Genomic DNA, 19,286 nt, shown 5'->3' on the forward strand with positions numbered 1-19,286 from the left:
TTTCCGTAGCCGGGGTCTTGCAACGGGTTGTGAGGTTCCTACGTCTTTCGGATGACATACGCCGCCGAAGCGGCCGGGTCTGGGTTCGATATCGACAAATGCTGTGATCGCGGCCGCCGACGTATGCCTCTTTTCAAGGGGAGGTGACAATGTCGGGCTTTGGTTTCTTCAGCAAACATCGCACGTGGGAAGACTGGTTCGGCATGCTGCTTGGCGTGCTGATCGTGGTATCGCCGTGGTTTCCTTTCTCAAGCCATGACGTGATGGACTCCGAACGCAGCACCATGATCCTCAACACGTTCGTGATCGGCATGCTGGTCTTCGGCCTGGCGCAGCTCGAATATGTCGCACTGCAGCGCTGGGAGGAGGCGGGCGAGATCGCGCTCGGCCTCTGGCTGATGGCCTCGCCGTTCGTCCTCGGCTATGCCGGCGATGACGTGCTTAGGGCCTGGCATGTTGCTCTCGGTGCGATCGTCGTCCTGCTCGGCGCGCTTCAGCTCTGGCAGGACTGGCGGTTGAGCGACCAGGAACTGGCCAACCATCCGCAGTAAATCCGGGAGGGCCCGCCGGCACGTGACCGGCGGGCCCTCGACCCTTTCCCTGGACTAGTACTTGAATGAATCGATGAGCAGGGCGCGGACCGACCACGGACTGCCGTCGACGGCTCCCTTGATGTCGTCGATCTTCCATTGGCCGGCCTCGCGGACGAAATCGTAGCGGATGGTCTTGTCCGCTGCGTTGGCGCGCGAATCCCCTTGGTGATTTTCGATGGTGACCGCGATGGTCGCCTTGTCGGATTCCTGCTTCTCGGCAGCCACCTTGAACGACTTCACGTCGGGATCCTGCGAGTTGGTGACGGGATCGAAACCCACCGGCCCGCCGTCGCCCTTGCGCGTGCGGGCGTCCACCTTGGCCCAGAGCGCGACCAACGAATTCGACAGGTATTTTGTTCTGCTAGCCTTGGTCTGGATCACAAACGTGCCGCCGCCATCGCCCTTGCCCTTGGCTGCGCGGGTGTAGATGGCGGTCAGGATGCCGGCGGGGTCGTCGGCCGCGCCCGCATGGCGCGGCAGGATCGTGGCCAGCAGGGCGGCTGCGCCTGATAATATCAGCTTTCGACGGGTAACCATGGTGACCCCTAAATCGTTTGAGCGTGCTTATGGACGGGAAGGCGGGGTTGGCTATGGTGATGCCCGCAACGCTTGCCGGGAGATTAGCATGGCCAATGAAAAGGGCCCCAACATCAAGAAGAAGCAGAAATGCAAGAATTGCGAGGGCAAGGGCCTGCTGAAGAAGGGCGACAAGGTCGTAAAATGCCAGCGCTGCAAGGGGACCGGCGTGCGGTGAATGCCGCCCAGCCGCCGCGACGCGTGGCCCGCGGTCGCTGTGGATGACCCGTCGCGCGCTGGCAGACGCAAGGCTTTCTGCTACGAAGCTTTCTGCTATCGTTGCGACGAGGTGTTCCATGTCTGTTTTTCGAAGCGTGATGGTTGATTCCCTGTGGCTGAAACCGTGACTATTCCCACCCCGCGCGGAGGCCTGGCGCGGATGTCGCGCCGGGTGATGAATCTGGCGCATATGCTGACCCAGAATGCCCGCCGCCACGGCGGCCGTACGGGTTTCCTCTGGGGCGACAAATCCTGGACCTGGCGCGAGATCGACGGCCACGTCTCCGCGCTGGCGGCGGGCCTCGCCGAGCGCGGAATCGTCAAGGGCGACCGCGTCCTGGTCCATTCCAAAAATTGCGACGAGATGTTCTGGTCGATGTTCGCGGCGTTTCGGCTCGGCGCGGTCTGGGTGCCGACCAATTTCCGCCTGATGCCCGACGAGGTCGCCTATCTCGCCACCGCCTCCGGCGCGAAGGCGTTTTTGTGCCATGGCGATTTCCCCGAACACGCCAAGGCGGCCGCCAATCCGGGGCTGGAATTCATCTGGCGGATCGGCGACGGCGGGTTTGGCGAAAAATCCGTGGGCGAGGTGATCGCCGAACATGCGGGCGCCAAGGTCGATAACGCCGCGGTCGACTATGACGATCCTTGCTGGTTCTTCTTCACCTCGGGCACCACCGGCCGCTCCAAGGCGGCGGTGCTCACCCACGGCCAGATGGCCTTTGTGGTGACAAATCATCTCGCCGACTTGATGCCGGGCACGACGGAGACCGATGCCTCGCTGGTGGTCGCGCCGCTGTCGCATGGCGCCGGTGTGCACCAACTCGTGCAGGCGGCGCGCGGTGTGCCGACCATCCTGCTGCCGTCGGAGAAATTCGATATCGCCGAAGCGTTCCGGCTGATCGAGGCGCACCGCGTCAGCAACATTTTTACCGTGCCGACCATTTTGAAGATGATGGTCGAGCATCCCGCGGTTGATAGATTCGATCATTCCTCGCTGCGCTTCGTGATCTATGCCGGTGCGCCGATGTATCGCGAGGACCAGAAGGCGGCGCTGAACAAGCTCGGCCCGGTGCTGGTGCAGTATTTCGGACTCGGCGAGGTCACCGGCAACATCACGGTGATGCCGGCCAGTCTGCACGATCCCGAGGACGGCCCGCAGGCCCGCATCGGCACCTGCGGTTTCGAGCGCACTGGCATGCAGGTCTCGATCCAGGGCGACGACGGGCGGGAGCTTAAAGCCTTCGAGACCGGCGAGATCTGCGTGATCGGTCCCGCCGTGTTCGCCGGCTATTACGACAACCCCGAGGCCAACGCGAAGGCGTTTCGCGACGGCTGGTTTCGTACCGGCGATCTCGGCCACATGGACGAGGAAGGGTTCGTCTATATCACCGGCCGCGCCTCGGACATGTATATCTCCGGCGGCTCCAACATCTATCCGCGCGAGGTCGAGGAGAAGATTCTCACGCACCCGGCGATCGGCGAGGTCGCCGTCCTCGGCGTGCCCGACCCGTTCTGGGGCGAGGTGGGCGTCGCCGTCTGCGTCGCGCGCGAGGGCGCGGCCGCCGTGAGCGAAGCGGAACTCGCCGCATTCCTGGCGCCGAAGGTGCCGCGTTACAAGATGCCGAAGCGCTTCTTCTTCTGGGAGGCGTTGCCGAAGTCCGGCTACGGCAAGATTCCGAAGCGGTTGGTCCGCGATGAACTCGAGGCGCGAGGGTTGCTTGAACTTGTCTCCAAGACGGATAGCTGAGGCGTTGCGCAGCATTGCGCAGCCAGGGCCACCCGCGCCCGAACGCATCCAATGGGTCGAGGCGCGGGGGCGGGCATTTTCATTCACGCTTGCCGCCGGCCTGCCGCTGCTGGAGGCCGCGCGCGGCGGCTTTGCCGAAGCCGGCTTTTCCGGCGGCGTGCTGAGCATGCGGGGAGGGGCGCTCGGGCCCTTTGCCTATGTGATGCCGGCGCTGTCGAAGACCGGCGCCAATGCGGCGTTCTACAGCGACATTTTTCGCCCCTCCGGCATTACGCGGCTGAAGCTTGGCGCGATGACGCTCGGCGAGCGCGATCGCGCGCCGTTCTTCCATTGCCACGGGCTGTGGACCGAGTCCGACGGCTCTCTGCACGGTGGCCACATTCTCCCCGAGGAGAGCATCGTCGCCGAATCGTTTGCAGTGGAAGCGTTCGGCATCGACGGCGCGATCTTCACGGCGGAGCCCGATCCCGAGACCAATTTCAAATTGTTCGGACCGGTGGCGCGCGCCGGCACCGATGTGAAGGCCGAGCGCCGCGCCTTCGCGCTGCGGCTGCGGCCGAATCAGGATTTTGCCGCGGCGCTGGAGACCTTCTGCCGGCAGCACGGAATCCTGCGCGCGCGGATTCATGGCGGCGTCGGCTCTACCATTGGCGCGCATTTCACCGACGGCCGGACCGTCGTGCCGTTTGCGACCGAGCTTGCGATCAAGGCCGGCACCGTCGCGCCCGGCGCCGATAGCACGCTGCAGGCGGAGCTCGACGTCGCGCTGGTCGATTATCTCGGCGGCATCGCCGAGGGCCGGCTGATGCGCGGCGACAATCCGGTGCTGATGACGATGGAGCTGGTGCTCGAGGTGATCTGAGTACTTCCGTGGTCCGTAGGGTGGGCAAAGGCGCGTTTGCGCCGTGCCCACCACCTTCTTTGCGGACGAATGGTGGGCACGCTACGCTTTGCCCACCCTACAGTTCACGGCTTTACCTGAAGTGATAGTTCACCCCGACCTTGATGGTGTGGAAGTCGAGGTTGCCGGAAGCCAGCTGGTCGCCTAACAGATTATAGTTCTCGCTGCCGAGGCTGGTGTACATGTATTCGCCCTTGGCCGACCAGTTCGGCGCGAACATGTATTCGAGGCCGCCGCCGATCGTAAAGCCGGAATGAGTCTGGCTATCCGAAGACGTTAGGCCTATCGCTGGCGCTGAAATGGTGGCCTTGTTGTTGGCCCACGCATAACCGCCCTTGGCGTAGATAAGCGCCGCATCCATCGCGAAGCCGGCACGGCCGGTCACGCTTCCGAATGAATTGATCTTGGAATCCGTCGTGACCAGGATGCCACCGAAGTCTTCGGTGAAGCTGTCCTTGATGCTGGCGCCGGCGGCGTCGACTTCGACGCCGAATACGAACTGGCTGCCGGGGAGCTGCCAGTTGTAGCCAACCGTGCCGCCACCAAAACCGCCGCTGGCATCGCTATCGCCGCTTCCCCAGCCATAGCCGCCCATCGCGCCAACATAGAAGCCGGACCAGTTATACGCCGGAGACACCACCGCCGGAGGAGCCTTGGTGTAGGGCCGCGCGCGCATATCTGCGGCCGAGGCCGCGGTCGCGACCGAGAGGGCCACACCAGCTAGAAGTAGTCGTTTCATGTTTTGTCCCCTAAAGTTGAACATTCGTATAACCGCCTGCGGGCTCGATAGCGAACCGATCGCACCGGCATGGTGACGCATCGTTGTGGAAGCGGGCGCGAATGCGCCCCCAAAGAGCCGTCTGCAAGCGACGTTTAGCGGATGTGAGAACGTTCGCTTGCGTATTAACTATGCGATGCATATGCCGGCAAAAATTGGACCGAAGCGCGACCGCGCATTGGCGCGGGCAGGTTGCTATTTCGACAGCAGTGCGGCGACGTGTGGCGCGGAATTGTTCGACTTGCGAAGAAAGAGGAGGCGGCATTCGTGTCATCACGATCGTTATCTCCGCGTGTGCGAGTGTTCGGTGTGTTGCGGCCTCTCCACGTCATTGCGAGCGAAGCAAAGCAATCCACTCTTTCCTTGTGCCGGTACATGGATTGCTTCGCGGAGCCTGTCATCGGGCGCGCATTCGCGCGACCCGTTGGCTCGCAATGACGGTGGATGCAGTGTCGCGATCTCGCGGCGCGTTGCGTCCGAGGTGTGCAATTTCGTTTGTCCCTCTTGAGATTCAGAGGGCGCAGGGAAGACCGGATGCTCGCTGCACCCGCGGTCTCGTGTGCAATTTGCGCGTAAGAAGACGCACACGAGCATACAGGTTCAGCGGAAACACTCCGGCCTTCCCTGCGCAATGGCTTTACGGCTTATAGCGAGCTCTCCCCGGTGAACGGCTCTTTTGCCACCGTCGCCCCCAAGAAGCTTGCTTCTCGAGAACTTGACGCCAGCACCGCGGCGTCAGGACCACACGACTTCGCCGTACGCTTTAGCCCGCCTCGTCAGTCATGGCTTCCGCGTCCATCGCATCTCACCGCACGTTCGTGACGATCGCGAGCGCCCCTCAATTGGGTGAGACGCGCGGAGTTATGCCGCTGATTTGGGTTGGCGGAGAAGCAATTTGTTTTTTCGCCTGGGTCTGGACGACCCAAATCAGCTTGAATCCATTCAGCAAATTGGAATTTACGCGCAACGCTGATTTGGTCGCTCGAGCCGTGATGTGCGCCCGGTGTTGCTTCGCCGCGCTGCACGGCTCCGGGAGCTTGCCTGTCGGACAAGTCCGATCGCGTTTTGTGAAGCGCGCCACACGCAGGAATAATGTTCGGACGCAATATCGCCCGGCGTTTGGTGCGACTAAATTACCGGTTGTTGAACTCCTAGAACGCAACTAGAATCGCTTCTCTTGCGTGTAGTCATTTTTGCCTGCCTGTCGCAGCACCGACAGGACTTTCGATTTCAAACATTCACTTTGATGGAGAATTCCGATGGCAGCAAAGAAAGCAAGGAAATCCAGATCAACCAAATCGACCAGCGCGACCAAAACCAGAGCCGGCTTCGTATCGACCACAACGACGGATGCGGATATTCCCGATTATGTCGTGGTCGAACTTCGCTATGAAGCGCCGGTTGCGTTCAGCGCCAGGCGATTTGCCGCGCCGGCCGCGGCCGAACCGCAGGCGGATTCCCTCAACGAGGTTCTTTCGAAATTCGACATCGCGGCCATGCGCTCGCAGTTTCACCTGCCCGCGGACACGATCAGGTCCCGTGTCGAGGTGGCCGCAACACTGCCGTCCGAGCCGCAGCCGGCGCGGTTTGCGAAGCGGGGAATGGATGCCGATTTTATCCAGAGCGGCTTTGTGCAGGTGGTGCCGAAGTCGGGCGCGGACGCCAAGAAGATTGTCACGGCGCTGAAACGGCAGAAAGCGGTGTGGGACGCCTATGTGGCGCCGCGTCCCGTGCCGGCCATGCCAGCCGGATCGGCTGCCGGAAGCCGTAACTTCGAACCTTCGCAAGGCTATCTCTACGACGCGCCGAACGGAATCGGCGCCGCTGCGGTGTGGGGCCTCGCAGGCGCCAAGGGCAGCGGCATCACCATCTGTGACATCGAGGGCAATTGGAACCGGCAACATGAGGATCTGCCGAGCGGCATCCCGTTGCTCGGCGGCACCGTCATCAACGATCTCGGATGGAGAAACCACGGTACGGCCGTGCTCGGCGAAATGATTTCGATCCCGATGCAAGGGGCTGCGTCGGCATCAGCCATCAGGCCAAGGGCGCGGTCCATTCCGCGGTCATCAATGGTGTGTTCAACACGGCTGGCGCCATCAGCAATGCGGCGGCGCAGCTCAAGAAGGGCGACGTGATACTGATCGAACTGCAGGCGACCGGCCCGAACGGAAACTACGTCGCCATGCAGTACTGGTCCGACATATTCACCGCGATCAAGGCGGCGGTCGACAAGGGCATCACGGTCGTCGAGGCCGCCGGCAACGGCAATGAGAATTTCGACCTGGCTGTGTTCAACAACACCGGCCTGCAGAAGGACAGCGGCGCCATCGTGGTCGGCGCCGGCGTGCCGCCGACCAATCATGTCGACTTCGACGGTTTTGGCGCGGGGCTGCCGTCCTACGCTTCGCTCGGCGTTCCCAGGTCGCGCATCTTCTTTTCCAACTACGGCAAGATCGTCAACGTGCAGGGCTGGGGCTGGCATGTGACCACGCTGGGCTATGGCGATGCGCGGGGCGGCGCGTCGGAAAATACCTGGTACACGCTGCGCTTCTCCGGCACATCGAGCGCTTCGCCGATCGTTACCGGCGCGGTGGCGTGCCTGCAGGGGCGGGCCAGGGCAAAAAACGGCGCGCCCATGACACCCAAGAAGGTGAGGGACATATTGGTGGCGACGGGAACACCGCAGCAGGCGGGACCCGGCGTTCCCTTGACGCAGCATATCGGACCGCTGCCCAACCTGGTTGATGCGATGAAGAAGGTGTAATAAACTTAAGGGATGATGCCAGCCGTGCCGGCGCCGAAGAGCGCAGCGATCCGCGTTCCGGTCGAACTGAAACTTAAGCGCAATTACAAATATGACTCGCACAAGCGTATGTTCGAGTCAGGCTCCGGCACGAGCTTCGATCCCCATCGCGACCTGCCGAAAGACACCCGTATCGTCTACAAGGTGCCGGCCTTGGCCGACGCCGACGAGTCAGGGCTTTCCAAGCCCGAGAGGGAATTGCGGCGCTACATGCAGGTGATCCTGCCGCCGGGCGTGTCGCCGCAGGATTTTGTCGAAATCGTCCGTGCATGGCCGAGCGTCGAAGAGGCCTCGGTCGGCCCTGATGTCAGCCTGCCGAACGCCAGGTGACAAACTCCAGGTGGACCGGTCACCGCAGCTTTCGCACGTGAACATTGATGTCGAGATCGATCTCGCTGACGCAGGTCTGCGTCGTGCGGTGCGAGCCGCCCTCGTGCCAGCGGCCCTCGTGCGCGTGGGCGTTTTTGACACCAGCCAGCTTCAGGCAGCGCCATTGCGGCAGCGGGCCTGAGCTCTCGCCGCCGAACTGCCAGGCCAGCACGACCTCTTCGCCGCGTCTGTTGGTGCCGATGATGTGCGGGCATAGTTCGCGGACGCGTCCGTCATAGCGGCAGACGATTTGCTGCTCGCCGAGAATGGCGTTGCGGAAGAGGGTGTAGGTGGCGCTTGGCATCGCGGGTGTGCCATCTAGGATTGTACGGCATTCCCTGTATAACCGTAGCGAACGACTTTGTTTCCCTAGGGATCCGAGCCGATGGCTTCCAGACGCAATCGCCCGATCAATCTGCCGGCGCCATATCTCAAGCGCATCTGGCTCGAGCCATCGCGGATCACCAACCGCGAGGCCTATCCGTTCTGCCTGCCGCTGCTGCGCGACGATTTTGAAATCGGTTTCGACAGGGCGATTACCATCATCGTCGGCGAGAACGGCACCGGCAAGTCGACGCTGCTCGAAGGGATCGCCGTGCTGGCCGGATTCAACGAAGCCGGCGGCGCCAAGGGTTACATGACGGTCGACCATTCGGACGCGCGCGAAAAAATGGGCGGACAACTTTCGACGGCGCTTCGCGCAAGCTGGCTGCCCAAGATCACCGGCGGCGGTTGGTTCTTCCGCGCCGAGAGCTTCTTTTCGGTCGCACGATATCTGGACGCCGCCGGCAGCCCCTATGCCGACTTCCTTTCCCATTCCCACGGCGAGGGCTTCCTGCGCTTCTTCGAGGAGCGCTGCCAGCGGCAGGGCATCTTCATCTTCGACGAACCGGAATCCGCGCTGTCGCCCTCGCGCCAGATCGCGTTCCTGAAGCTGATGCGGCGGATGGAGGACATCGGCCATTGCCAGATCATCATGGCCACGCATTCGCCGATGCTGATGGCATACCCAAACGCGACACTGCTGCGGCTGACGAAATACGGGCTGGAGCCGGTGACGGTAAAGGACACCGACCACTACAAGGTCATGCGGGAGTTTTGCGAGGACCCGAAGGGATTTGTCGACGCGGCGATCGTGGATTGAAGCATTTGTAGGGTGGGTAGAGCGAAGCGAAACCCACCGCTTGCGAAGGTGATGGGTTTCGCTGCGCTCTACCCATCCTACGGTACCGTCCGACGCAACGCCGCGCGTCGCGCCGGCGCCACAAACCAGCCTCCTTTAGTCTGAAAATGCGTTACGATAACGCCGCTGCGCGGCTAGCGCGGGCCAACAAGAGACAGTGAGGAAGCGACATGAGGACGACGCTCGCGAGGGTGGGGGCCGTGGTGGCGGCGCTGGCAGTGATGGGGATCGCCTGGGCGCACGGGCCAACCCGCCAGAAGGTGCGGGAATCGATCGAGATCAACGCGCCGCCGGCCAAGGTGTGGGCCGCGATCGGCAATTTCCAGGACATGAGCTGGCTGCCGCCGGTCAGCAAGACCGAGGGCACCAAAGGCAACGCTATCGAGGCCACGCGGCGATTGACGCTGGCGACCGGTGCGACCGTCGATGAGGAGCTCTACAAATACGACGCCGAGACGATGACCTATTCGTACCGGATCACCGCCGTGGATGTGAAGGTGCTACCGGTCACCAACTATTCGTCCACCCTGACGGTGACGCCCAGCGCCGACGGCAAGGGCAGCAGCCTGGAGTGGGCCGGCGCGTTCTATCGCGGCTTTCCCAACAACGACCCGCCGCCGGAGCTGAGCGACGAGGCTGCCGTGAAGGCGGTGAGCGGGCTCTATAGAGTGGGCCTCGAGGCGCTGAAGAAGAAGGTCGAAAGCGGAAGCTGATCGTGCGGGCGATCGCTCTGGCGGCGCTCGTCGCCGGCATCGGCGCGGCGTGGGCCGAGCAGGCGCGGGCCGAGGAAGCGTTCGTCACCAATCAGCTCAGCGAAAACCTGACGGTCGTGGATCTCACGTCCTTGCAGCCGGTCGCGACCATCGCGATCGGCGGCAAGCCTGCGGGCATAGCCATTACGCCGGATGGACGCTTCGCCTATGTGACGAGCCCCGACGCCAAGGCGCTGACGGTGGTCGATGCCGCCGCACGCCGGATCATCGGGAAGATCAACACCGGCGGTGGTCCGCTCGGCGTCGCCGTGGCGCCGGATGGCGCCACCGTCTATGTGGCCGACTGGTACGCCGCTGCGGTGCGGGTGATCGATCCGGTCGCGCAGCGCGTGATCGCTGATATCGCGGTCGGCGCCTCGCCGTCGGGACTCGCGGTGACGCCGGACGGACGGCTCCTGCTCTCGGCGGACCGCGACGCCGACAGCGTGTCCGTCATCGATACCGCGACGCGCCAGCGGCGGGCTGTGATCAAGGTCGGGGAACGCCCGTTTGGCATCACCATCGATGCGGAGGGCCGGCGTGCCTACACCGCCAATGTCGGATCGAACGATGTCTCGGTGATCGATATCGTGGAGGCCCGCGAGATCGGGCGCGTGAAGACGGGCTTGCGCCCCTATGCGGTCGCACTCGCGCAAGGGCGCGGCTTCGTCACCGACCAGTATGACGGCACCGTCAGCGTGTTCGATCTCTCAACGCTGGCGCCGGTCAAGCGCATCACTGTGGGCGATTACCCGGAAGGGATCGCCGCGACGGCGGACGGCCGACGCATCATCGTGGCGAACTGGGAGAGCAACTCGATCAGCGTGATCGATGCGGCCGAGCTGAAGGTGACCGGCGAGATCAAGGTCGGCGACGGGCCGCGGGCGTTCGGGGCGTTTCTACGGCGGTAGTCGGCGAGGGGCGCGTAGGTGCGTAGGATGGGTGGAGCGAAGCGAAACCCATCGTTTGCGAACGTGATGGGTTTCGCTGCGCTCTACCCATCCTATACGCTGGATCAAACCCGCGACGGGAACGCCAACCCAGCGTCGGTGCACCGCGGCAACCGGACGCGCGCACATGCCGGGTGCGTTGGTGCTATAATGCCGGGAGAACGAGAAAACAGGGAGGACGCCATGCCTCGTACCCTGGTGCCCAGTGATCGCGTGGAGCACGCGAACGTCTACGGGCAAGACGGCGAAAAACTCGGTACGATCGAACGACTGATGCTGGAAAAGGTGACCGGCACCGTCGCGTATGCCGTGATAAAAACCGGCGGGATACTCGCCAGCCACCACCATTATCCTGTGCGGTGGGACGCACTCAGGTTTGATCCCGAGCGTCAGGCCTTCGTGGTCGAGCTGACGCTAGAGGATCTGCGCGCCGGCCCGTCCGAGTTCGACGAAGACGATTTCGACTGGGGCGACCGCTCGCGATCCTACCCGCATCCGCACTATTGGACGGTGTAGGGCGTCGGCAGGATTAGCCGAAGGCGTAACCCACCGCTCGCGGGTAGAGAGAAGCGGCGGATCGCTTGCTAAAGGCTGCGTTGCGTCGGCTTCAGGCCAAGTGCCGTGAGACGCGCAATAAGCTCGCTCGGCCGGCTCCTCGCATAGATCGTAATACGATCATCGTGGGAAAGATGGATTGCAGCCTTATTGGGTTTCGCGGCGATCAGGGTGTCCCATCCCATGTGGATAGCCCACTCGATAACGCTGGCCAGCGTGTCGCGCTCTCCGTTGTCAAAAAAATGGCCTGGAGCGTCGCGCAAGGATCGCTTCTCGCCTCGCGTCTGTCGCCATCGTCGATACTCGGCCCAATCGGACGGTGGGCGCTCCTCCAGGCTTCGGTCGCCCCAAACGAGATCATGCGCCCATAACAAGCAGGCAGTAAAATTGCCCTGATGGGTTGCGAGCGCATCCGCAACTTGGGCTGCGACCGAAAGCCTGCTCTGATAGTACGCATCGAATGTCTTGAGGCGGATGGCGCTATGACTTCCAGGCACAAGTCCGCTTCGGCTTATACCAAGCTTCAGAAAGAATGGTTCAGATTCTGACTGGGTAACGAAGCGCATCGAAATGAAATCTACTCCGCCGCCTCGCTCGCGCTGCTGCTCTTCCGCGGCTTGCCATCCGCCTTCTTCAGCACGGGCGCCAAAAACTTCCCCGTATAGCTCCGCGGCGCCTTCACGATGTCTTCCGGCGGACCCCAGGCGACGATTTCGCCGCCGCCGTCTCCGCCTTCGGGGCCGAGGTCGATGACCCAGTCGGCGGTCTTGATGACTTCGAGGTTGTGCTCGATCACGACCACCGTGTTGCCCTGCGAGACCAGCTCGTGCAGCACTTCCAGAAGTTTTGCGACGTCGTGAAAGTGAAGTCCCGTGGTGGGTTCGTCCAGGATGTAGAGCGTGCGTCCCGTCGCGCGCTTTGACAGCTCCTTCGCCAGCTTGACGCGCTGGGCTTCGCCGCCGGAGAGGGTGGTGGCCTGCTGGCCGACATGGATGTAGTCGAGGCCGACGCGGTGCAGCGTTTTAAACGTCTCGCGGACGCGGGGCACCGCCTTGAAGAACTCGGCGGCTTCTTCCACCGTCATGTCGAGCACGTCGGCGATGGACTTGCCCTTGAACAGGACTTCCAGCGTCTCGCGGTTGTAGCGCTTGCCCTTGCAGGTGTCGCAGGTGACGTAGACGTCGGGCAAAAAGTGCATCTCGATCTTGATGACGCCGTCGCCCTGGCAGGCCTCGCAGCGGCCGCCCTTGACGTTGAAGGAAAACCGTCCCGGCTCGTAGCCGCGCGCCTTGGCTTCGGGCAGGCCGGCGAACCATTCGCGGATCGGCGTGAAGGCGCCGGTATAGGTCGCGGGGTTTGAGCGCGGCGTGCGGCCGATCGGCGACTGGTCGATGTCGATGATCTTGTCGATATGCTCCAGCCCCTCGATGCGGTCGTGGGGGGCGGCGCCTTCGCTGGCGTTGTTCAGCTTGCGGGCGATCGCCTTGTAGAGCGTGTCGATCAGGAGCGTCGACTTGCCGCCGCCGGAGACGCCGGTGACGCAGGTGAACAGCCCGAGCGGAATTTCCGCCGAGACGTTCTTCAGATTGTTGCCGCGGGCGTTGACGACCTTGATGGTTCGCCTGTGGTTCGGTGGCTTGCGTTCGGGGATCGCCACCGACATCTCGCCGGTGAGGTATTTGCCCGTGAGCGAATTCGGGTTCTTCATGATCTCGGCGGGCGTGCCCTGCGCCACGATGTGGCCGCCATGCATGCCGGCGCCGGGGCCGATGTCGAGCACGTAATCGGCCAGACGTATCGCATCCTCGTCATGCTCGACCACGATCACGGTATTGCCGAGGTCGCGCAGCCGCTTCAGCGTCTCCAATAGCCGCGCGTTGTCGCGCTGGTGCAGGCCGATCGAGGGTTCGTCCAGCACGTAGAGCACGCCTGTGAGACCCGAGCCGATCTGCGAGGCGAGGCGGATGCGCTGGCTTTCGCCGCCGGATAGCGTGCCGGAGGCGCGGGCGAGCGTGAGATAGTTCAGGCCGACGTCGAGCAGGAACGACAGCCGCTCGCGGATCTCCTTCAGCACGCGCGCGGCGATCTCGTTCTGCTGCGCGTTCAGCGCTTTCGGCACGGTCTCAAACCATTCGCCGGCCCGGAGCACCGACATTTCAGAGATTTCGCCGATGTGCTTGCCGCCGATCTTGACGCACATGGCCTCGGGCTTGAGGCGATGGCCGTTGCAGCCCGCGCAGGGAATGTCGGAGAAATACTTTGCCAGCTCCTCGCGCGCCCATTCGCTCTCGGTCTCGCGAAAACGGCGCTCGAGGTTGGTGATGACGCCTTCGAACGGTTTCTTGGTGTCGTAGGAGCGGACCCCGTCCTCGTAGGAGAATTTGATCTCGTCGTCGCCGGAGCCGTGCAGCAATGCACCTTGCGTCTTCTTCGGCAGGTCCTTCCACTTGGTGTCGAGCGTGAACTTGTAGAACTTGCCGAGCGCGGTCAGCGTCTGGATGTAATAGGGCGAGGACGATTTTGCCCACGGCGCAATCGCGCCCTTGCGAAGCGTCAGCTCCTTGTCGGGAATGACGAGGTCCTCGTCGATATGCTGCTCGACGCCGAGGCCGCCGCAGGCAGGACACGCGCCATAGGGGTTATTGAACGAGAACAGCCGCGGCTCGATTTCGGGGATCGTGAAGCCGGAAACCGGGCAGGCGAATTTTTCCGAAAACAGAATGCGCTCGGGCCCGCTCTTGTCGTGAATCTTCGCGGTTTTCTTGTCGGACTTTTTTTCTTCCGCCGCACCCGCAGGCGCGTCGGCGTATTCGATCACAGCCAAGCCCTCGGCGAGCTTCAGCGCGGTCTCAAAGCTTTCGGCGAGGCGCTGGCCGATGTCGGGGCGAACCACGATGCGGTCGACCACGACGTCGATATCGTGCGGGAATTTCTTGTCGAGGGTGGGCGCCTCCGACAGCTCATAGAAGGTGCCGTCAACCTTGACGCGCTGAAAACCCTTCTTGAGCCATTCGGCGAGCTCTTTCTTGTATTCGCCCTTGCGGCCGCGCACGACCGGCGCCAGCAGATAAAGGCGGGTGCCTTCAGGTAGCGCCAGCACGCGGTCGACCATCTGCGAGACGATCTGGCTTTCGATCGGCAGACCGGTCGCGGGCGAATAGGGCACGCCGACGCGCGCCCACAGCAGGCGCATGTAGTCGTAGATCTCGGTGACGGTGCCGACGGTGGAGCGCGGGTTTTTCGAGGTTGTCTTCTGCTCGATCGAGATCGCGGGCGACAGGCCGTCGATCTGGTCGACATCAGGCTTCTGCATCATCTCCAGGAACTGGCGCGCATAGGCCGAGAGCGATTCGACGTAGCGGCGCTGTCCCTCGGCATAGATGGTATCGAACGCGAGCGAGGATTTACCGGAGCCGGAGAGGCCGGTGAACACGGCGAGCTTGTCGCGCGGTATCTCGACATCGATGTTCTTGAGATTGTGCTCGCGCGCGCCGCGGATGGTTATCGCGCGCGATGCGGAGCCGGCGGGTGGTTGGCGCTTCGCCCTGAGCACTTCATCCATATCGGCATTTCCAGGCACGCGGAGACGCGCCACGTTGGGCGCGCATTGCCGGAGAGGGACCGGGATCAGGCGCCGATGATTGAAAGTCGGAACATAGGAAGAACGGGAAACGATTTCCAGTGCCGCGTGCGAATCATCAACGGATTGTTTGCGCAGTCCTTCTTTTGGCAGCAGCAGTCAGCAGCTCGGGATTCGGAACTCCTCAAATACAAATACAAACGCCTCCGTTCCGAATTATCGGAACGGAGGCGCAGGCAGTTTCAGCAGGAAGTCTTAGAAGTGATAGTTCACGCCGACCTGAACGCTGTTCAGGTTGAGCGTTCCCGACGCGATGCCGGGAGGAGCAATACCCGCGAAGTAGGTCTCGCCCTGGAAGCTGCGATAGAGGTACTCGGCCTTGACCGACCATTTCGGTGCGAACATCACCTCGACACCAGCACCGGCAGTCCAGCCCGAGTGGATCTGGCTATCCGACACGCTGACGCCGAGCGCCGACAGCGTGATACGGTTGTCGGCCCACGCATAGCCGGCGGTACCGTAGACGAGAACCTGGTCGAAGGCGTAGCCGACGCGGCCACGAACGGTACCCATGTCGCGAATCCGGGTCTCTACCGCGGCGATCGCCGGGTTGCCCACCCTTACGCCGACATCTGCCCAGGCGGCATCGGCCTCAACGCCGAGCACGAAGTTGCCGGTCTGCCAGTTGTAGCCGAGCGTGCCGCCGGCGAAGCCGCCGCTGATCTCGCCCAACGCGTCTGAGGTGTTTTCCTGGGCGTAGCCGCCCATCGCACCGGCGTAGAAGCCGGTCCAGTTGTTGATCGCAATCGCTGCGGCGGGCGCCTTGGTGTAGGCCCGTGCAGGAAGATCGGCGGCGATCGCGGGCGCCATCCCAAGCGCGATCAAGCCAGTGGTGGTCAGCAGAATTTTCTTCACTTCTTTTTCCCTTTCGCGGCTCTCTAACTCAACTTCCTCAGCCGTCAATTTGAGGTTGCGGTTCCATATAGCGCGAAGTCATCGCAGAATGCTGTCGCCGAAAAACCACATCGGCGGCAAAAGTAGGTAATATGCAACCGCAGCGGGTACGCACTATCCCGCGGTACAACCAAACGTAAAGGGCCGGCGCCAGGCCCAGCCTTTTCGTGTTCAATGCACGCGGTGCGCTGTCAGTATTTCGCGATGACGGGGCCACCGAATCTGTAGCTGACAAGGGCGGTGACGATGTCGGCGTCCTGACGAATCGATCGGTGCGCGAGAATCCGCCGGCGTTGAATGTGAAGCTGCAGTCGCGCGCGGCCATGAAGCCGTACACATAATCGACGCCCTCTGCGGCGGCACACGAACCTGGGGCAACCAAACAAAAAGGCCGGCGCGAGGCCGGCCTTTTCCGTATTCTGCTTGCTGTCGCAGCTATCAGTACTTCGCGATGACCGGGCCGCCCCAGCGGTAGTTGACGCGGACGGTGACGAGATCGACGTCCTGTTGGATGCGATCGGCGGCGAAGAAGGCGCCAGCCCCGTCGACGAAGGTGTGGGTGCGGTCCTGCATGAACAGGTGGTTGTATTCGATACCGGCCGACCAGTTCGGAGCGAAGCCGAATTCGATGCCCGCGCCGACGCTGGCCCCCCAGCGGGTGTCATCACCGGTGGTGCCAACGACGAGGCCCGTGGGAATATCAAAGATGCGGAAACGATCCGCGGTGACGGCCGCGCCGCCCTTGACGTAGAACAGAACATTGTTGGCGGCGTAGCCGACCTGGCCCGTGAACAGGCCGAAGGCGTCGATCCGCGAGTCGTTCCTGGCGCCGATGAAGAGCGTGCTTGCGTTGCTGCCCCTGAAGTCGGCCCAGTTGCCCTGGGCTTCGAGGCCGAACACCCAGCTGGCGGCCTGCCAGCGATAACCGAGCTGACCACCGGCGGTGCCGCCGGTCGCGTCATGGCAACCCTCAGCACCGATCAAGAGAGCAGGCGCCACCGAATCCCAGCACTTGTGGCTCGAACCCCAGCCACCGTTGGCGCCGATGTAGAAGCCGCTCCAGTCGTACACGACTGCGATCGGCGCCGGCGGGGCCTTGACGTAAGGTCGCGCAGCGAGGTCGGCGGCCGCCGCAGGTGCGGCGAACGCGATGAGAGCAACTGTACCTAACAGAAACTTTTTCATCCTCATCTCCAGCTCTTGGCCGCTTCCCGTTGGTCCCGAAGCGTTCCCGTGATGACGCGAGCTCCCGCGCCGTAGACCATTCTATATCGCGACTCGCGCGAAAATGGTGTCGCCGAAACGCAACACGCGCAGGCGAAGTTTAATTATCCAAGCCAATGATTTGATTATCATATTCACGATACCGTGCGGAACTTTCAGGTTCCATTTCAATGATTTCGGGTTCCCGTGGGTTCCCGGTAATCGCGCTTGGGTTGCACCGTGAGAACCAGGCCGGATATCAGGTGGTGGTGGGAACAAAGCTGGAACATTTGCCGGAGCAATGCTATATGTGGATAACCGCCGGCTTGCCGAGGGATCGCTAAGTCGGCCGAGCCTGCGAGTGTATAGGGTCGTTCAGATGTCCGGAAACGGGCGCAGAGAGCAGACAAAGCGACAGGTCAAGAATTGAAGGCGGCCGGCAAATAACGGCCGGATCAGTGATTTTTGCCGGCGATATCGAGTGGAGAGCGGCGATGGCGGGAAGCGTGAACAAGGTGATTCTGGTCGGCAACCTCGGCAAGGATCCTGAAATCCGGCGGACACAGGACGGGCGGCCGATTGCCAATCTGAGCATCGCGACGTCGGAGACCTGGCGCGACAAGAGCACTGGCGAGCGCAAGGAAAAGACCGAGTGGCATCGCGTCGTGATCTTCTCCGAACCGCTTTGCAAGATTGTCGAGCAGTACCTGAAGAAGGGTGCCAAGGTTTACATCGAGGGCGCGCTGCAGACCCGCAAATGGACCGACCAGAGCGGCGTCGAGAAGTACTCGACCGAAGTCGTGCTGCAGGGCTTCAACTCGACCCTGACCATGCTCGAAGGCCGCAGCGGCGGCGGTGGCGGCAGTTTCGGCTCCGATGATTCCGGCGATTTCGGCTCCAGCAGTCCGGCCAGCTCCGCACCGCGGCGGGCCGTGGCAGCCGGCGGCGGTCGCAACAGCGACATGGACGACGACATTCCGTTCTAGAACGCAGGTAGATCCTTTTTGTAACGACGGCAGGCGAATCCTTCGACCCCCAGAGGGTTGTAAGGGTTCGCCTGTTTCAGTTTGTCGTTCCCATCCTATCCACCATTTAGCCACACCATTGCCCCGCGCCGCTCAAACGCGTTGGCGCGGTTGCGCGCAACGCCGTCAGCCCGCGACTTCCAGCAGCAGCGCCGCCAGCTCGGTTGGATGCGTAATGTAGGGCAGGTGTGAGCTCGCGATTTTGCGTGATTGCCACCCCGCCGCCGCGCTCGCACCCCCCGCATAACGATCGAAGCCCGGATGCGGCCACTGGGTGCGGATGTAGGTGCGTGGCAACTTCTCGGCGGTGGGATTCTTGCGCTTCACCGGCTCCTTGAAATGGCCGAACGGTGTCGGGCACAGCCGGGGCAGTATCCAGTCGAGATCCGCCTTTTCGGTCACTTGCCAGGTTTCGGTGACAAGTTTTTCCCATGGCGGCGGCGCGAAACGCGGCAGGAGCCAGCCGTTACCTTCTTTCTGCACGAAGGCCTCCAGGGCGGGCCGACGATCGGGCGGGATCACGTCCAGCATGCTCTGGCCATCCATCGGCACGAAGGCGTCGAGAAAGACCATATGCGCGATCCGTTCGGGCATGTGATCGGCGACGCCAGTAATCACCATCCCGCCCGAGCTGTTGCCGACAAGGATGACGTTGCGCAGGTCCTCGTATTCGATGACGTTGATGATGTCGCGGACGTGCGTTTCAAGTCCGATTTCCGGCCTTGCCAAATGCGCGCGCTCGCCGAGCCCGGTCAGCGTCGGAGTGAACACCTCGTGCCCCTGCGCACGCAGCAGCGGCGTCAGCTTTTTCCAGCACCAGCCGCCGAACCAGGCCGGGTGGATCAGTACATAGGTCATCTTGTTGCCCTCTCGTGACCGCGCATTCGAGGCATCCGGGATTGCTGCGGCTAACATTGCCGCCCCGCCGAACGCTGTTAACGCCTGCCGGCGTGAAAGACCTGCAAGGCCATGGCTACGCTGCCACATGGATCCCTCCACAAGCTGATCACCCTGGGGTTCCGCCCGAAATGACCGCATCGTTTGCCGAACGACGGATGGCGACAAGTCCAAAATCTGGACTGGTTCCTGCGA

At 62.6% G+C, this 19,286-nt stretch carries 20 protein-coding genes; 12 read left to right on the forward strand and 8 right to left on the reverse strand.

Annotation, left to right across the window (positions count from 1 at the left end):
• Positions 1-149 precede the first annotated feature (149 nt).
• On the forward strand, positions 150-551 hold the full coding sequence (locus IVB05_RS20235) for an SPW repeat protein (protein WP_247786355.1): 402 nt from the start codon (positions 150-152) through the stop codon (positions 549-551).
• 54 nt (positions 552-605) lie between these two features.
• On the opposite strand, the gene IVB05_RS20240 is transcribed toward IVB05_RS20235, so the two are convergent.
• A complete protein-coding gene (locus IVB05_RS20240; RefSeq protein ID WP_247786356.1) occupies positions 606-1,130 on the reverse strand; it encodes a DUF3828 domain-containing protein in 525 nt (174 codons plus the stop codon).
• Positions 1,131-1,218: 88 nt separating this feature from the next.
• Between IVB05_RS20240 and IVB05_RS43545 the strand changes: the two genes are divergently transcribed.
• From IVB05_RS43545 to IVB05_RS20250, 3 genes are all read left to right on the forward strand, one after another.
• Entirely contained in the window at positions 1,219-1,347 is a 129-nt protein-coding gene (locus IVB05_RS43545; protein ID WP_256473423.1) for a hypothetical protein, read from the forward strand.
• A 165-nt stretch (positions 1,348-1,512) separates the two neighbouring features.
• Positions 1,513-3,138 carry an acyl-CoA synthetase gene (locus IVB05_RS20245; RefSeq protein WP_256473424.1) on the forward strand — a complete coding sequence of 542 codons (1,626 nt, stop codon included), beginning with the start codon at positions 1,513-1,515 and terminating at the stop codon, positions 3,136-3,138.
• 4 nt (positions 3,139-3,142) lie between these two features.
• Positions 3,143-4,000: a DUF296 domain-containing protein gene (locus IVB05_RS20250; protein WP_247786357.1), complete on the forward strand. Its 858-nt coding sequence runs from the start codon at positions 3,143-3,145 to the stop codon at positions 3,998-4,000.
• 112 nt (positions 4,001-4,112) lie between these two features.
• Here the strand turns inward: IVB05_RS20250 and IVB05_RS20255 are convergent, their stop codons facing one another.
• Positions 4,113-4,778 (reverse strand): outer membrane protein, encoded by a 666-nt coding sequence (locus tag IVB05_RS20255; RefSeq protein WP_247786358.1) that lies wholly within the window; start codon positions 4,776-4,778, stop codon positions 4,113-4,115.
• A 1,298-nt stretch (positions 4,779-6,076) separates the two neighbouring features.
• On the opposite strand from IVB05_RS20255, the gene IVB05_RS20260 reads away from it, so the two are divergent.
• Genes IVB05_RS20260 through IVB05_RS20270 form a run of 3 tightly spaced genes read left to right on the forward strand, consistent with a single transcriptional unit; the run spans position 6,077 to position 7,953 of the window.
• A complete protein-coding gene (locus IVB05_RS20260; protein ID WP_247786359.1) occupies positions 6,077-6,955 on the forward strand; it encodes a hypothetical protein in 879 nt (292 codons plus the stop codon).
• Positions 6,952-7,584 carry a S8 family serine peptidase gene (locus IVB05_RS20265; protein ID WP_247786360.1) on the forward strand — a complete coding sequence of 211 codons (633 nt, stop codon included), beginning with the start codon at positions 6,952-6,954 and terminating at the stop codon, positions 7,582-7,584. Before IVB05_RS20260 ends, IVB05_RS20265 begins: the two co-directional genes overlap by 4 nt.
• Before the next feature lie 24 nt (positions 7,585-7,608).
• Positions 7,609-7,953, forward strand: a complete 345-nt coding sequence (locus IVB05_RS20270) for a hypothetical protein (protein ID WP_247786361.1) — start codon at positions 7,609-7,611, stop codon at positions 7,951-7,953.
• Between the two features lie 19 nt (positions 7,954-7,972).
• On the opposite strand, the gene IVB05_RS20275 is transcribed toward IVB05_RS20270, so the two are convergent.
• Positions 7,973-8,296 carry a hypothetical protein gene (locus IVB05_RS20275; RefSeq protein ID WP_247786362.1) on the reverse strand — a complete coding sequence of 108 codons (324 nt, stop codon included), beginning with the start codon at positions 8,294-8,296 and terminating at the stop codon, positions 7,973-7,975.
• Positions 8,297-8,377: 81 nt separating this feature from the next.
• Between IVB05_RS20275 and IVB05_RS20280 the strand changes: the two genes are divergently transcribed.
• The 4 genes from IVB05_RS20280 (at position 8,378) to IVB05_RS20295 (ending at position 11,393) form a co-directional block, all read left to right on the forward strand.
• Positions 8,378-9,136, forward strand: coding sequence for an AAA family ATPase (locus tag IVB05_RS20280; protein ID WP_247786363.1), 759 nt, complete (start codon positions 8,378-8,380; stop codon positions 9,134-9,136).
• 209 nt (positions 9,137-9,345) lie between these two features.
• Positions 9,346-9,888, forward strand: coding sequence for an SRPBCC family protein (locus IVB05_RS20285; RefSeq protein ID WP_247786364.1), 543 nt, complete (start codon positions 9,346-9,348; stop codon positions 9,886-9,888).
• A 2-nt stretch (positions 9,889-9,890) separates the two neighbouring features.
• The gene (locus tag IVB05_RS20290; RefSeq protein ID WP_247786365.1) at positions 9,891-10,838 is read left to right on the forward strand and encodes a YncE family protein; all 948 of its coding nucleotides are present in this window, start codon (positions 9,891-9,893) and stop codon (positions 10,836-10,838) included.
• A gap of 222 nt (positions 10,839-11,060) precedes the next feature.
• Complete coding sequence (locus IVB05_RS20295) at positions 11,061-11,393, forward strand: PRC-barrel domain-containing protein (RefSeq protein ID WP_247786366.1); 333 nt, start codon at positions 11,061-11,063, stop codon at positions 11,391-11,393.
• Positions 11,394-11,461: 68 nt separating this feature from the next.
• On the opposite strand, the gene IVB05_RS20300 is transcribed toward IVB05_RS20295, so the two are convergent.
• From IVB05_RS20300 to IVB05_RS20315, 4 genes are all read right to left on the reverse strand, one after another.
• Positions 11,462-11,998, reverse strand: a complete 537-nt coding sequence (locus IVB05_RS20300) for a hypothetical protein (RefSeq protein ID WP_247786367.1) — start codon at positions 11,996-11,998, stop codon at positions 11,462-11,464.
• Between the two features lie 11 nt (positions 11,999-12,009).
• Entirely contained in the window at positions 12,010-14,994 is a 2,985-nt protein-coding gene (gene uvrA, locus IVB05_RS20305) for an excinuclease ABC subunit UvrA (RefSeq protein WP_247786368.1), read from the reverse strand.
• Between the two features lie 273 nt (positions 14,995-15,267).
• Positions 15,268-15,927 carry an outer membrane protein gene (locus IVB05_RS20310; RefSeq protein WP_247786369.1) on the reverse strand — a complete coding sequence of 220 codons (660 nt, stop codon included), beginning with the start codon at positions 15,925-15,927 and terminating at the stop codon, positions 15,268-15,270.
• 477 nt (positions 15,928-16,404) lie between these two features.
• Complete coding sequence (locus tag IVB05_RS20315; RefSeq protein ID WP_247786370.1) at positions 16,405-17,151, reverse strand: outer membrane beta-barrel protein; 747 nt, start codon at positions 17,149-17,151, stop codon at positions 16,405-16,407.
• A 512-nt stretch (positions 17,152-17,663) separates the two neighbouring features.
• On the opposite strand from IVB05_RS20315, the gene IVB05_RS20320 reads away from it, so the two are divergent.
• Complete coding sequence (locus IVB05_RS20320) at positions 17,664-18,155, forward strand: single-stranded DNA-binding protein (protein WP_247786371.1); 492 nt, start codon at positions 17,664-17,666, stop codon at positions 18,153-18,155.
• A 165-nt stretch (positions 18,156-18,320) separates the two neighbouring features.
• Here the strand turns inward: IVB05_RS20320 and IVB05_RS20325 are convergent, their stop codons facing one another.
• Positions 18,321-19,181, reverse strand: a complete 861-nt coding sequence (locus tag IVB05_RS20325; protein ID WP_247786372.1) for an alpha/beta fold hydrolase — start codon at positions 19,179-19,181, stop codon at positions 18,321-18,323.
• Between the last annotated feature and the right edge of the window lie 105 nt (positions 19,182-19,286).

The sequence above is a fragment of the Bradyrhizobium sp. 170 genome (genome assembly GCF_023101085.1).
In the GTDB taxonomy this organism is placed as follows: Bacteria; Pseudomonadota; Alphaproteobacteria; order Rhizobiales; family Xanthobacteraceae; genus Bradyrhizobium.